The organism is Brevundimonas sp. (genome assembly GCF_965279155.1).
Taxonomy (GTDB): Bacteria; Pseudomonadota; Alphaproteobacteria; order Caulobacterales; family Caulobacteraceae; genus Brevundimonas.
This window is the reverse complement of sequence record NZ_OZ257138.1, coordinates 2038026-2052578: the sequence shown is the minus strand read 5'-3', so window position 1 is coordinate 2052578 and position 14553 is coordinate 2038026. Positions and strand designations below refer to the sequence as shown.

General features: G+C 67.2%; 10 protein-coding genes. 4 read left to right on the top strand and 6 right to left on the bottom strand.

Features of this window, described 5'->3' with window-relative positions:
* Window positions 1-72 precede the first annotated feature (72 nt).
* Window positions 73-2724: an alanine--tRNA ligase gene (gene alaS / locus ACQY72_RS09820; RefSeq protein ID WP_428153296.1), complete on the top strand. Its 2652-nt coding sequence runs from the start codon at window positions 73-75 to the stop codon at window positions 2722-2724.
* A 398-nt stretch (window positions 2725-3122) separates the two neighbouring features.
* Here alaS and ACQY72_RS09815 read toward each other — a convergent pair whose 3' ends face one another.
* From ACQY72_RS09815 to ACQY72_RS09805, 3 genes are all read right to left on the bottom strand, one after another.
* On the bottom strand, window positions 3123-3677 hold the full coding sequence (locus ACQY72_RS09815) for a DUF2939 domain-containing protein (protein ID WP_428153294.1): 555 nt from the start codon (window positions 3675-3677) through the stop codon (window positions 3123-3125).
* 61 nt (window positions 3678-3738) lie between these two features.
* On the bottom strand, window positions 3739-4314 hold the full coding sequence (locus ACQY72_RS09810) for a DUF2939 domain-containing protein (protein ID WP_428153293.1): 576 nt from the start codon (window positions 4312-4314) through the stop codon (window positions 3739-3741).
* Between the two features lie 210 nt (window positions 4315-4524).
* Window positions 4525-5745, bottom strand: a complete 1221-nt coding sequence (locus tag ACQY72_RS09805; protein WP_428153292.1) for an NADP-dependent isocitrate dehydrogenase — start codon at window positions 5743-5745, stop codon at window positions 4525-4527.
* A gap of 310 nt (window positions 5746-6055) precedes the next feature.
* Here ACQY72_RS09805 and ACQY72_RS09800 point away from each other — a divergent pair, with 310 nt between their 5' ends.
* The 3 genes from ACQY72_RS09800 to ACQY72_RS09790 are packed head-to-tail and all read left to right on the top strand — an operon-like array spanning window position 6056 to window position 8333.
* Window positions 6056-6268, top strand: a complete 213-nt coding sequence (locus ACQY72_RS09800; protein ID WP_428153290.1) for a DUF2945 domain-containing protein — start codon at window positions 6056-6058, stop codon at window positions 6266-6268.
* Entirely contained in the window at window positions 6265-7413 is a 1149-nt protein-coding gene (locus tag ACQY72_RS09795) for a DUF1176 domain-containing protein (RefSeq protein WP_428153289.1), read from the top strand. The genes ACQY72_RS09800 and ACQY72_RS09795 overlap by 4 nt, the downstream gene beginning before the upstream one ends.
* The gene (locus tag ACQY72_RS09790; protein WP_428153288.1) at window positions 7410-8333 is read left to right on the top strand and encodes an NAD(P)/FAD-dependent oxidoreductase; all 924 of its coding nucleotides are present in this window, start codon (window positions 7410-7412) and stop codon (window positions 8331-8333) included. The genes ACQY72_RS09795 and ACQY72_RS09790 overlap by 4 nt, the downstream gene beginning before the upstream one ends.
* On the opposite strand, the gene ACQY72_RS09785 is transcribed toward ACQY72_RS09790, so the two are convergent.
* The 3 genes from ACQY72_RS09785 to pnp all read right to left on the bottom strand — a co-directional run bounded on the left by ACQY72_RS09785 (window position 8330) and on the right by pnp (window position 14435).
* Window positions 8330-10129 carry a DUF885 domain-containing protein gene (locus tag ACQY72_RS09785; RefSeq protein WP_428153286.1) on the bottom strand — a complete coding sequence of 600 codons (1800 nt, stop codon included), beginning with the start codon at window positions 10127-10129 and terminating at the stop codon, window positions 8330-8332. The genes ACQY72_RS09790 and ACQY72_RS09785 overlap by 4 nt on opposite strands.
* A gap of 87 nt (window positions 10130-10216) precedes the next feature.
* A complete protein-coding gene (locus ACQY72_RS09780; protein ID WP_428153285.1) occupies window positions 10217-12049 on the bottom strand; it encodes a DUF885 domain-containing protein in 1833 nt (610 codons plus the stop codon).
* A gap of 148 nt (window positions 12050-12197) precedes the next feature.
* Complete coding sequence (gene pnp, locus ACQY72_RS09775) at window positions 12198-14435, bottom strand: polyribonucleotide nucleotidyltransferase (protein ID WP_428153284.1); 2238 nt, start codon at window positions 14433-14435, stop codon at window positions 12198-12200.
* Window positions 14436-14553: the final 118 nt, after the last annotated feature.

Sequence of the window (14553 nt, the reverse complement as noted above, 5' to 3'; positions counted from 1 at the left end):
AGATGATGCGCTCGCCGCCAAAACCCTATAAGACGCCGGTTCCTTAGCGACCGCCCAGCCGAAGACACGCCCATGCCCAGCCTGAACGAGATCCGCGCCACCTACCTCGATTATTTCGCGGCGGACGGCCATGCCAAGGTCCATTCGGCCCCGCTGGTGCCGCAGAACGACCCGAGCCTGCTCTTCGTCAATGCGGGCATGGTGCCGTTCAAGGACTATTTCACCGGCGCGTCCAAGCCGCCCTATCCGCGCGCGACCAGCTCTCAGAAATGCGTCCGCGCCGGCGGCAAGCACAATGACCTGGACAATGTCGGCTACACCGCCCGCCACCTGACCTTCTTCGAGATGCTGGGGAACTTCTCGTTCGGCGACTATTTCAAGGAACACGCCATCGAGAAGGCGTGGAATCTGGTCACCCAGGACTTTGACCTGGACCCCAAACGCCTTCTGGTCACCGTCTATATCGACGACGACGAGGCGGCCGCGATCTGGAAGAAGATCACCGGTTTCGGCGACGACAAGATCATCCGCATCGCCGGGTCGGACAACTTCTGGGCCATGGGCGATTCGGGTCCGTGCGGCCCCTGCACCGAAATCTTCTGGGATCACGGCGACAAGATCGCCGGCGGCCCTCCCGGTTCGCCGGACGAGGACGGCGATCGCTACGTCGAGATCTGGAACAACGTCTTCATGCAGTATGAGAAGGAGAACGATCAGATCGTTCGCAACCTTCCCAAGCCCAGCGTGGACACCGGCATGGGGCTGGAGCGGATGACTACCGTCCTTCAGGGCGTGCATTCCGTGTTCGAGACCGACCTGTTCAAGACCCTGATCGCCGCGTCCGAAGACGCCACCTCGACCAGGTCGGACGGTGAGCGCGCCGCCAGCCACCGGGTCATCGCCGACCACCTGCGCTCGTCGTCCTTCCTGATCGCCGACGGCGTCACCCCGTCGAACGAGGGCCGGGGCTATGTCCTGCGCCGGATCATGCGCCGCGCCATGCGTCACGCCCACCTGCTGGGCGCCGCCGACCCCCTGATGCACCGCCTGGTCCCGACCCTGGTGGCCCAGATGGGCGACGCCTATCCCGAACTGGCCCGCGCCCAGCCCTTCATCGAGGACACGCTGAAGCAGGAAGAAGTCCGCTTCCGCACCACGCTCGGCCGGGGCATGGCCCTGTTCGACACGGCGGTTCAGGGCTTCCGTCCCGGCGACATGCTGGACGGCCAGACGGCCTTCACCCTGTCCGACACCTACGGCTTCCCGTTGGACCTGACCCAGGACGAGGCCCGTCGTCGCGGCTTCTCGGTCAATGTCGACGGCTTCGAATCCGCTATGGCCGAGCAGCGCCAGCGTTCGCGCGAACACTGGAAGGGCTCGGGCCAGACCGCCAACACCAACGAATGGCTGGCGATCCGCGACCGCATGGGGCCGACCGTCTTTACCGGCTACGACAATATAGAGGGGTCGGGAGAGGTCCTGGCCATCATGAACGCCGGCGCCCCCGTCGAGACGGCCGAGGCCGGCGACATCGTCGAGGTCCTGTTCGACACCACCCCCTTCTATGCCGAAAGCGGCGGCCAGGCCGGCGATCACGGAACCTTGGAATGGCCGGGCGGTGAGGCCGAGGTCATCGACGTGCGCAAACACGCCGGCGACCTGCACGTTCTGGTGGCCCAGGTCACGGCCGGCAAGCTGGAGATCGGAACCCGCGCCGCCCAACTGGTGGACGCCGAGAAACGCCGCACCACCCGCGCCAACCACTCCGCCGCCCACCTGCTGCACACGGCGCTGAAGAATGTGCTCGGCCCCGCAGTCGCCCAGAAGGGCCAACTGGTCGACGCCGAACGCGCCCGCTTCGACTTCAGCCACGGCGCCCCGCTGACCGAGGCCGAACTGTCGGCCATCGAGACCGAGGTCAATGCGGTCATCCGTCAGAACGTCCCCACCGAGATGAAGCTGATGGCCCCGCAAGAGGCCATCGAGGCCGGCGCCATCGCCCTGTTCGGCGAGAAATACGGCGACGAGGTCCGCGTCCTGACCTTGGGCCGGGCCCTGACCGGCGACAACAACGCCCCCTATTCGGTCGAGCTATGCGGCGGCACCCACGTCGCCCGCACCGGCGACATCGCCCTGTTCAAGATCGTTCAGGAAACCGGCGTCGCCGCCGGCGTACGCCGCATTGAGGCCCTGACCGGCGAGGCCGCGCGCCAGTATCTGTTGGCCCAGGCCGGCGTCGCCCGTTCGCTGGCCCAGGGCTTCAAGGTCCAGACCGCCGATGTCCCTGCCCGCGTCGACAGCCTGACCGCCTCGGTCAAGACGCTGGAGAAACAGGTCGCCGAGCTGAAGAAGCAACTGGCCCTCGGCGGCGGCTCGGGCGCATCTGCTGCGCCCGAAGAGATCGGCGGGATCAAGCTGATGGCCCGCGTGCTGGACGGCGTGGACGGCAAGGGTCTGCGCGGCGTCGCCGAGGACTTCCGTAAACAGGTTGGAACCGGCGTCGTCGCCCTGATCGGCGTCACCGAAGGCAGGGCGGCCGTCACCGTCGCCGTCACCTCCGACCTGACCGACCGCGTCAACGCCGCCGACCTGGCCCGCGCCGCCGTCATCGCCATGGGCGGCCAGGGCGCCGGCGGCAAACCCGACTTCGCCCAAGGCGGCGCGCCGGATGGGTCCAAGGCTGAAGACGGTCTGGCGGCGGTGCGGAACGCGCTGGGAGGCTGATACTCGCCTTCCTTATCTTTCCCTTCTCCCGTTGGGAGAAGGTGGCCCGCAGGGCCGGATGAGGGTCGGATCGTGGGCCATGTCGCACCACCCGACCCTCACCCTTTCACGCAAGGACGATCGCTGTCGCTCTCGTGCGCTCAAGCCCTCTCCCAATGGGAGAGGGATAAGGCGTCCTATTTTCGAGACTAACGGCCTTATTCTTCAGCGGCTTAAGCCGCCACAGCGTCCACTTCCTGCCCGCCCTCCAAACCGCGCGTATAATCGCCGCCGGTCATAGAGGAGGACGCTCATCCAGGACAAAAGTGCACCGATTGCACTCAATTTTTTGATCGGCGCCGCACCGTCCAATCAGACAGATTAGACACTTTAGACGTGTTTTTTGCTCCTCGACCGTCTCAGCCCATCGGATCGGGCGTCAGGTCCACCCCCGCCAGCTTCCACGTAAACGGCGTGCGGCGCTCCATGATCAGCACCAGGGCGTCGTCCGGTCGGTCGTCGCGCGTCAGGGTGACGGCGAAGGTGTTGATCCCGCGATAGGCCCATGACTGCTTGATCTTGTCCTTGTCCACGGCCGGAGTGTCGTCGGCCGGAACGGGTCGTTCCGGTTCAGGCGTCTCGCCTGAGCGCACCATGGCGGCGATGCCCTGGGGCGTGACGAAGTTGTCGACTGCGCCTTCGACCAGCGACGGGGCCAGCAGCATCCCCAGCGCCGCCAGACCGCGATCCCCCTTGGTCCGGCTGCGGATTTCCAGCGCCGCCCGCGCGTTCAGCTCGCTTTTCAGACTGGCGCGAAAGGCTGGGAAGTCCACCTGCCGCTCCAGCCCCGCCGCATCCCCCGTCCGCGCCGCCCGCACCAGGGCCTGGGCGGCGACGAAGGGCGAGGCGAACAGGGCGACGACCACGCCGACGACGACGGCGATCAGGGCTCCGGTGACGATCTTGCGGTTCATGCAGTCTCCTTGGAAAGCCAACGCGGCGCCCGACCGCCCGGTTGCCTCATTGTCCCTAGCCTCAGGGACGGGGCGTCACGCTCACGGCCGGTGCCGTCCCGTCCGGCAGGCCGATATGGACCAGCTTCCATTCGAACGGCCCGCGCCGCTCGAAGGTGAACAGGGTGCGCGACCCGCCCTGGTCCGTCACCGCCATCCGCGCTCGGTTGACGCTCCAATAGGCCGGGCTGGGCCAGGGCTTTCGGGCCTGGGCCGAAGCGGGCGCGACGCCTGCCCCTGTGCGCTGGCTGGCGTATCGTCCCTCGCCCCGCAACAAGGCCGTCAGCGCCGCCGGCGTCAGATAGGCGTCCACGTCAGGCTGGCGCAGGATGGGGTTCTGTTCGATCTGACGCCGAAACGCGCCGATGGGGTCTTCTAGGAACGACGGGGCGGGGGCCATCGCCTCGGGCCGTCCCGCCAGCTGCGGCCGCAGCGACTGGCGCACGGCGTTGAAATCGATCAGCCGCGAAAGCCCCGCCACATCGTTCGCCTCTGCCGCCGAGCGAATGGCGAAGAAGGCCACGGCGGGCGCGGCGAAGAAGGACAGCACCGCCGCCACGACCGCCGCCAGCACCAGATTTCCGAACAGACGCTTCACGACCGCTTCCTCATTATCGCCGATCATGCACGCCCCGGCCGTTCGCACAACGAAAAGCCCCGTCGGATCGCTCCGACGGGGCCTCATTCTTGTTTGTCCTATCGCGCTCCGCGCTGCTTGAGGACATTCCTCCCCAGCGAAGCGGGGGAGGGGGACCACGCGCAGCGTGGTGGAGGGGGCGGACGCCGCACGGACGCCCGCCGCCTAGCCTCAGCCCACGTCCGGCAGGGCGGTTTTCAGGTTCTCGGCGACCTTGTCGAGGAAGCCCTCGGTGGTCAGCCAGCCCTGTTGGTCGCCGACCAGCAGGGCCAGGTCCTTGGTCATGTGGCCGCTCTCGACGGTGTCCACGACCACCTTCTCCAGCGTGTCGGCGAAGGTCGCCAGGGCCGCGTTGTCGTCCAGCTTGGCGCGGTGCTTGAAGCCGCGGGTCCAGGCGAAGATCGAGGCGATCGAGTTGGTCGAGGTGGCCTCGCCCTTCTGATGCTGGCGATAGTGGCGGGTCACGGTGCCGTGGGCGGCTTCCGTCTCCAGCACCTTGCCGTCCGGCGTCATCAGGACCGAGGTCATCAGGCCCAGCGAGCCGAAGCCCTGCGCCACCACGTCCGACTGCACGTCGCCGTCATAGTTCTTGCACGCCCAGACGAAACCGCCCGACCACTTCATGGCCGCCGCGACCATGTCGTCGATCAGGCGGTGCTCATAGGTCAGGCTGCGCGCCTTGAACTCTGCGGCGTAATGGGCGTCGAACACTTCCTGGAACAGGTCCTTGAAGCGGCCGTCGTAGGCCTTCAGGATCGTGTTCTTGGTCGACAGATAGACCGGATAGTTGCGCTGCAGGCCATAGGCGAACGAGGCGTGGGCGAACTCGCGGATCGAGTCGTCCTGGTTGTACATGGCCATGGCCACGCCGGCGCCGGGGGCCTTGTAGACCTCGTGCTCGATCACGGCGCCGTCTTCGCCCACGAACTTGATCGTCAGGGTGCCGGGGCCGGGCATCAGGAAGTCGGTGGCCTTGTACTGGTCGCCAAAGGCATGACGGCCGACGACGATCGGCTGGGTCCAGCCGGGCACCAGGCGCGGCACGTTCGAGCAGATGATCGGCTCCCGAAAGACCACGCCGCCCAGGATGTTGCGGATGGTGCCGTTGGGCGACTTCCACATCTTCTTCAGCCCGAACTCGGCGACGCGCGCTTCGTCAGGGGTGATGGTGGCGCATTTGACGCCGACGCCGTGCTTCTGGATCGCGTGGGCGGCGTCGATCGTCACCTGGTCGTCGGTGGCGTCGCGGTGCTCCATGCCCAGGTCGTAGTAGTCCAGTTCGAGATCCAGGAACGGGAAGACCAGCTTGTCCTTGATCATCTGCCAGATGATGCGGGTCATTTCGTCGCCGTCGATGTCGACGATGGGGTTTTCGACCTTGATCTTGGCCATGCGTGAGGTCCGCCTGTGACTGTAGGGAAGGAATGTCGTGGCGGGGATATAGCCGGGCCGCGCGCCCGCGCAAACCCCGCCGTCCGTTAACCCCGCCCGGAAAAAACCTCCACGGCCACGCTGAACCCTTCTCTCTGTCTTGGCTTCTCCTTGGCCCAGCAACAGCGACGGACGACGCAATGACGAACGAAGAGCGTGACCTGGTCGATCGGTGGATCGTCACCTTCTGCGAGACGCCCCCCGTGATCGATGCGGAACTGATGCGCAGGCTGATCGCTGAACAGGAAGCGACACAGCAGGGAGCGCAGCCATGCCAGACAAGACGTTCAAGGCCGGCGACCGCGTGAAGTGGGACCACAGCCAGGGCACGACGACCGGCAAGGTCATCAAGAAGGTCACGGCTGAAACCCACATAAAGGGTCATAAGGTCGCAGCTTCGCCGCAAAATCCCGAGTATATCGTCGAGAGCGCCAAGACCGGCGCGCGTGCGGCGCACAAGCCGTCGGAGTTGAAAAAGGCATGAAGACCCTGTCTCGCGGCGTCGCGCTTTCCGCCCTGGTCCTGTCCGCCTTCGCCGTCGCCGGCTGTGGCGACAAGGACGCCGCCAAGACGCCCGGCGCGCCCCAGGCCGCCATGCCTGCAACGGCCGCCGCAGCCGCGTCTGCTCCCGTGCTTCAGATCCGCGCCGAGACGAAACAGTTCCGCGACTGGAGCGCGACCTGCGGCAACGACGGCACCTGCTGGGCCTTCGGCTTCGCGCCCGAGTTCGCCGCCGGCTGGGTCCGCATCACCTTGGCGCCCGGCCCGGACGCCCAGCCCCAGATCCTGTTCGGCTATTGGCCCGACGGCGACGCCAAGGGCCCCAATCAGATCGCGCTGACCATCGACGGCCGCGCCTTCGCCGCTGCGCTCAGCCCCGAGGGCGAAGCCGAGGCGCCCATCGGCGAAATCCGCACCGATGCCCGCGCCGTCATCGACGCCCTGGCTCAGGGCAAGGTCATGATCATTCGCGGCGCCTCGTCCCAGGACGTCTCGCTGCACGGCGCTGCCGCCGCCCTGTTGTGGATCGACGAGAAACAGGGTCGCCTCAATACGCCCACGGCCCTGATCCGCCGTGGCGACCGTCCCGCCGCCACCGTCCCGGTCGCCCCGCCCCTGCCGACGGTCACGCCCGCCCCGGCCGTGGATCAGACCGGCTTCGGCGACGTGAACCAGACCGTGCCCGCCGCCCTTCGCAGCCGCACCGAGGTCGGAACCTGCCTGAAGGAATCCGCCATGCCGGCGATCAGCGACATGGTGATGTCCGCACGGCTGGATGCCCGCACCGAACTGTGGGCCGTGCCCTGTGGTGCGGGGGCCTATAACGTCACCCACAACTGGTATCTGACGGGACCGGGCGGCCGCGACCCGCGCCCCGCGATCCTTGCCGGAACGGCAGGACCCGGCGCCGACCCGGTGATGGCCGACAACTCCACCGTCAACGGGGGCTATGATCCCAAGACCCGCACCCTGTCGGCCTTCGCCAAGGGACGCGGCATCGGCGACTGCGGCTCGGCTCAGACCTGGGCCTGGACCGGCGACCGCTTCGTCCTGACGGAGGAAAGCACGATGGGCCAATGCGCGGGCGTGCGGTCCGACTTGTGGCCCGTCGCCTGGCGCACGCGGTGAATGATCCAGAGGTCCTGATCATCGGCGCGGGTCCGGCCGGTCTGACGGCGGCGACCTATCTGGGGCGGTTTCGTCGGCGGACTTTAGTGGCGGATGGCGGCGCCCCCCGTGCCTGCTGGATCCCGCTTAGCCACAATATGCCGGGCTTTCCCGCAGGTATCGGCGGCTCGGACATTCTGAAGCGGATGCGCGAACAGGCCGAGGAGTATGGGGCGGTCGTCATGCCTGGCCGGGTCGAGACCCTGGCCCGCGACGGCGAGGGTTTCACAGCCGAGATCGAGGGGCGAGCCATCCGCGCCCGCGCCGTCCTGCTGGCGACAGGCGTCGTCGATCACCACCCCGACCTGCCAGGCGTCGAACAGGCGGTGCAGAAGGCGCTGGTCCGCATCTGTCCCATCTGCGACGGCTATGAGGCCACCGACAAGGCCGTCGCCGTGATCGGTCACAGCGACAAGGGCGCGCGCGAGGCCGCATTCATGCGCACCTACTCCGACCGGGTGACCCTGATCCACATCGGCGCGCCTAACGCCCTCAGCCGCCGCGACGAACTGGAACGGCTCGGCGTCGAACTGATCTTCGCCCCGCTGGAAGCCATCGTCATCGAACAGGATCGGGTGACGGCCCTGACCTGGAAGGGGCCAGGCGGGACCGCCCAGACACGGGCCTTCGACCTCGTCTATTCGGCGCTGGGCACGTCGCCGAACGCCGAACTTGCCAGGAGGTTGGGCGCGCGCCTTTACGGCGACGGTCGGCTGGAGGTCGATCTGCACCAGGCGACCAGCGTGCCGTGTCTCTACGCCGCCGGCGACGTGGTGCGCGGCCTCAACCAGATCGCCGTGGCGACCGCAGAGGCCGCCGTCGCCGCGACCGACATCCACAACCGCCTGCGCCGCATCGACGGCCTGACCGTCGCCGACTAGGCCTTTCCGCTCACGATCCGTTCCAGCACCGCCAAGGGTAGGGAGCCGTTCTCCAGCACCTTGTCGTGGAAGGCGCGCAGATCAAATCCGGGCTTGGCCTCGGCCTCTTTGCGCAAGCGGGCGATGACCGTATGGCCGACCTTGTAGGAGCAGGCTTGGCCCGGCCAGACGCAGTAGCGGTTGATCTCGCTGTTCGACGCATCCAGCGGCTTGGCGCCCGAGGCCGCCATATATTCGACCGCCTGTTCGCGGCTCCAGCGCTCGGAATGCAGGCCGGTGTCCACCACCAGCCGCACGGCCCGGAACAGGTAGGACATCAGGAAGCCGACCCGGCCCAGCGGATTGGTCGCATAGACGTCTAGATCGTTGGCCGCCACCGCCTCGGCGTACAGCGCCCAGCCCTCATTGTAGGCCGAGAACCCGCCCGCCCGCCGCCATTGCGGCAGTTCGCCGGACTCGCGCTGAAGCGCCACTTGCAGGTGATGCCCCGGCGACGCCTCGTGATAGGTCAGGGTCGGCAGGGCGAAACGCGGCCAGTTCCCGCTGTCGCGCAGATTGATGTAATAGGCGCCGGGCCGCGATCCATCCAGCGGCGGTCCCTGATAATAGCCGCCCGGCGCGCCCGACTGGATCGACACCGGCACGCGCCGGACCTCGACGTGGGACTTGGGCAGGCGGCCGAACACCTGCGGCAGTTTCGGCTCCAGATCGGCGACCAGCTGGTTCAGCCAGGCCAGCAACTCGGCCTTGCCCGCATCGGTGTTGGCGAAGAGCTGGGCGGGGTCCTTGTTCAGGGCCTGGATGCGTTCGCCGACCGTGCCCTGCGTATAGCCCTGCGCCTTCAGGATGGCGTCGATCTCGGCGCTGATCTCGGCGACCTGTTCGCGGCCCAGGGCGTGAATCTCCCTGGCCGACAGGGTCGTGGTCGTATTGGCCTTCAGTCCGGCCGCGTAGAAGGCCTCTCCGTCCGGCAGGCGCCAGACCCCGGCGTCATGGGTCGCACGGGGACGCAAGGCCTCCAGCGCCGCGATCTGGGCGGCCAGAGCCGGCTTGATCTTCTGGTCCACGATGGCGGCGGCGCGGGCGTCGTAACCGGTCAGATTCAGCCCGCCCGTCTTGCGCGCCAGCGACTTCAGCATGGCCATGTCGGCGGCGGGCGTGTCGTGCAGGGTGCGGATCTGCGGCAGCATCCGGTCGATGATGAAGTCCGGCGGGATCACGCCCAGACCGGCGTCTTCCTGCACCTTGGCCGTCTCGCCCTCCAGCACGCCCGAGAAGGCCTCCAGCCGCGACAGGAAGGCGTCGGCGCCCGCCGCGTTCTCGATCCGGTGCTGGTTGTCCAGGAAGTCCGGCGTGCTGAAATAGGCGCCCGACAGCTGGGTCACGATATAGGGCGACGGCCGTCCCGGCCCCGCGCCATAGTCGAAGCGCGCCGTCTGGGCCGCCGTTTCGGCGCCGAAGGCGGCGATGGCGTAGTTCAGCGCCCCGGCCGGCGACAGGCCGGCCTGATCGAAGCCGCTGAGTTGGCTCCAGCGGGTCACGGCCTTCGCGCGATCCTTGCGGATGGCGTCCGGTCCCGCCTCGCTGAGTTTCGACGACAGCCCCGCCCGCGCTCCCCGGTCCAGGCCCAGGTTCGTCGCGCCTTCGGGATTTTCCTCAATGTCCGCCTCGAACCAGCCGTCCAGCAGGCCGTTCAACCGTCCATCCGCATCGGTCGTGGCGGCTTGGGCTTGGGCCAGAGAGGGCGCGACTGCGGCTGTGGCGGCGGTCAGCAGAAGGCGGCGGCGATCGATCATGCAACGAACTTTCTACAGAGGGGACCGCGCTGCGCCGACGCGCCCCTGCTAGCCTTCGACTGCGACCCGGCGCGACCGTATCCGCGTTCAGGCCTGGGTCGCGACCCAGCCGTCCACGATCCGCTCCAGCACCGAAAGCGGCACCCCGCCGGCGGCCAAGGCCGTGTCGTGGAAGCCCTTGATGTCGAACTTGGGCCCCAGGGTCGTCTTGGCCTTTTCGCGCAGGCGGACCCATTCGTTGTGCCCGACCTTGTAAGCGCAGGCCTGGCCCGGCCAGCCGCAATAGCGTTCGACCTCGGACGTCGCCGCCCCCTCCTGATCGCCATAGGCCTCCATCATGTAGCGGATGCCCTGCTCGCGGCTCCAGCCCTTGGAGTGGATGCCGGTGTCGACCACCAGGCGGGCGGCGCGGAACATCAACGATTGAATGTAACCGATCTGTCCTGCCGGATCGTTCTCATAGGCGCCCATCTCGTCGGCCAGCTGTTCGGCGTACAGACCCCAGCCCTCGACATAGCTGGAGAAGCCCAACAGGTTCATCAGCAGGGGCGCGGACGGGCTCTCCTGTTGCAGGCTGATCTGCAGATGGTGGCCCGGCGTGGCCTCGTGATAGGTCAGGGTCGGCAGGGTCCAGGACGGCCATTCCGCCGTGTCCTTCAGATTGATCCAGTAGATGCCGGGCCGCGTGCCATCCAGGCTGGGCGAGTTGTAATAGCCCATGGGCGCGCCAGCCTCGATCTCGGGCGGGACGCGCTTGATCTCGACCTTGGCCTTGGGCAGCTTGCCGAAGGCGTTCGGCAGGCGCGCCTGCATGTCGGCCATCTGGGCGTTCAGCTTGTCGATCAGCTCGGCCTTGCCGGCGTCGGTGTTGGCGTAGACGTATTTGGGATCGTCCCCCAGGGCCTTGATCCGCTCGGCGACCGAGCCTTGCGTCAACCCTTGCGCCTTCAGCAGCACATCGGCGCGCGCCGTCAGATCGGCCATCTGCTCGACGCCGGTGCGGTGGATCTCGTCCGCCGTCAGCCGGGTCGTGGTGATGTAGTGCAGGCTGTTGGCGTAATACTGCTCGCCCTGCGGCAGGCGGCGCACGGACGCCTCGTGCACGGCGTTCGGCTGGGCGGCCTTCAGCACGGCGTTCTGGGCGGCGAGAGCCGGATAGACCCGCTCGGTCACCAGCCGCTCGACCTGGGCGCCCCAGTCGCCGGTCAGGCCCTTGGCCCGCGCGCGATCGACGACCGACTGCACCAGGGGCGAGGTCGCCGCCGGGGTCGCCAGGAAGCCGTCCTGCTGGCGGATCGCCTTGGCCAGGATGAAGTCCGGCGGGATGACGCCCAGCGCATATTCCTCCTTCACCCGATCCGTCTCGGCCAGCAGCACGTCGGCGAAGGCGTTGACCCGCGCCACATAGGCGTCGGCGTCGGCGGCCGTCTCGATGGTGTGCTGATTGGCCAGGAAGTCCGGGGTGGACTGATAGGCGCCGCCCTGCTGGCTGACCCGATACGGGTTGGGCCATCCGCCCTGGCCATAGGGGATGTCGAAGGTGGCGATCACCCCGTCCAGGTTCTGCGCCAGGCTGTCGTAGTAGTTGGCGTTGCGCGCATCCAGCTTGGTGCGGTCGATCCGGGCCAGTTCGGCGCGCTGGCGACGGGTGAAGGCGCGCTGGTCGTCTTCCTCCGCGCGGGTCGGGGCGGTCAGTTTCGACTTGGCGGCGGCGCGGTCGCCCTTGTCCAAGCCGAACATGGTGACGACCTCGGGGCTTTTGTCCAGCGTCTGCTCGAACGTGGCGTCCATGAAGGTCTTGAGCTGGGCGGCGGCGTCGCCCTGAGCAGCGGAGGCCTGTCTGGCGAAGGCGGGACCGCCCACGGCCACGAAACCGGCGCCAAGCGCGGCGGACTGAAGAAGACGACGACGATCGAACATGGAACGGCCCCTCGAAATTGGATGGGGCAATGGAGACCGCAGGCGCGGGCGCGGCAAGTGAAATTCCAGACAAGCCTGCACGCCGGCCAAAGAAAAAGGCCCGGCGGATCGCTCCGCCGGGCCTCTTCAGTCTCGATACCGAGGTCGCTTAGTCGCGACGACGACGTCCGCGATCGCCACCGCGATCACCGCCGCCTTCGCGCTTGGGACGGCCGCCGGTGTCGTCCGACAGAGGCTCTTCGCCACGCTCGGCGCGTTCGGCGTTGATCTTGTCGGTCAGGTCTTCACCCGTGGTCTGATCGACGATCTTCATCGACAGCTTGGTCTTGCCGCGATCGTCGAAGCCCAGGAACTTGACCTTGACCTCTTGGCCTTCCGACAGGACGTCGGCCGGGTTGGCGACGCGTTCCAGAGCGATCTGGGACACGTGGACCAGGCCGTCCTTGGCGCCGAAGAAGTTCACGAAGGCGCCGAAATCGACGACCTTGACGACCTTGCCGGAATAGATGGTTCCGACTTCCGGTTCCGAGGCGATGGACTGGATCCAGGCCTTGGCGGCGTCGATCTTCTCCTGGTCGTTGGCGGCGACCTTGATGGTGCCGTCATCGCCGATGTCGATCTTGGCGCCGGTCTTCTCGACGATCTCGCGGATGACCTTGCCGCCCGAACCGATCACTTCACGGATCTTGTCGACCGGGATCTTGACCGTTTCGATCTTGGGAGCGTGCTCGCCCAGTTCGGTGCGCGGCGCGTCCATGGCCTTGGACATCTCGTCCAGGATGTGGAGGCGGCCGGCCGAGGCCTGGGTCAGGGCCTGCTTCATGATCTCCTTGGTGATGCCGGCGACCTTGATGTCCATCTGAAGGCTGGTGATGCCTTCCGACGTGCCGGCGACCTTAAAGTCCATGTCGCCCAGGTGATCTTCGTCACCCAGGATGTCCGACAGGATGGCGAACTCGCCCGACGGCTCCAGGATCAGGCCCATGGCGATGCCCGAGACCGGACGGATCAGCGGAACGCCCGCGTCCATCAGAGCCAGCGAAGCGCCGCAGACCGTGGCCATCGAGGACGAGCCGTTCGACTCGGTGATCTCGGAGACCAGACGGATGGTGTAGGGGAAGTCTTCCTTGGACGGCAGCATCGGACGAACCGCGCGCCAGGCCAGCTTGCCGTGACCGATCTCGCGACGGCCGGGCGAACCCATGCGGCCCGCTTCACCCACCGAATAGGGAGGGAAGTTGTAGTGCAGCAGGAAGCTCTCTTTGTACGTGCCCGACAGGCTGTCGATGTACTGTTCGTCCTCGCCGGTGCCGAGCGTGGCGACGACCAGGGCCTGGGTTTCCCCACGCGTGAACAGGGCCGAACCGTGGGTGCGCGGCAGGACGCCGACTTCCGACACGATGGCGCGGACCTTGTCGAGGGCGCGGCCATCGACGCGGTGTGCGTTCTCGATGATGTCGCGACGCAGGACTTCGGCTTCGCATTCCTTGAAGGCGGCCGAGAACTTGGAGCCGTCGACGCCGTCGGGGTTCTCGTCGGTCTTCACCAGCTTGGCGGCGGCGGCCTTCTTGGCCGCGTCGACGCCCGAGCGACGATCGTATTTCCCGGGGTGGGTGTAGGCGGCCTTGATGTCTTCGCCGACCAGCGACTTGATCGAGGCGACGACGCCCGAGTGATCTTCGGCCTGGAAGTCGAAGGGCTCCTTGGCGGCGTGTTCGGCCAGTTCGATGATGGCGTCGATCACCGGCTGCATGCCCGCGTGCGCGAACATCAGGGCTTCCAGCATCTTCTCTTCCGACAGCTCCTTGGCTTCGGATTCGACCATCATCAGGGCGTCCTGGGTGCCGGCGACCACCAGGTCGAGGTCCGAGGTCGCGATCAGGTCGATGTGCGGGTTCAGCACCAGCTCGCCGTCGATCAGGCCGACGCGCGCGGCGCCGATGGGGCCCATGAAGGGCACGCCCGAGATGGTCAGGGCGGCCGAAGCGGCGACCAGGCCGACGATGTCCGGGTCGTTCTCCATGTCGTGCTGCAGCACGGTCACGACGACCTGGGTCTCGTTCTTGAAGCCCTTGACGAACAGCGGGCGGATCGGACGGTCGATCAGGCGGGAAACCAGGGTTTCCTTCTCGGTCGGACGGCCTTCACGCTTGAAGTAGCCACCCGGGATCTTGCCGGCGGCGAAGGTCTTTTCCTGGTAGTTGACCGTCAGGGGGAAGAAATCCAGGCCGGGCTTGGGCGAGCGGCCATAGACGACGGTGGCCAGAACCACGGTCTCGCCGTAGGTCGCCAGCACGGCGCCGTCGGCCTGGCGGGCGATGCGGCCCGTTTCCAGGGTCAGCGGGCGGCCGGCCCAGTCGATCGTCTTGCGTTTGATGTCGAACATATTTCGTCTTTCGTATCCCGGACGGCGTATTCCGCGCGGGGTCCCATCATTGGGGGTGGATGCGTCGGGCGTTCAGTCCTCGGCTCCGGGGGTCGCCGCGCCATCGCGGAAGACCCGA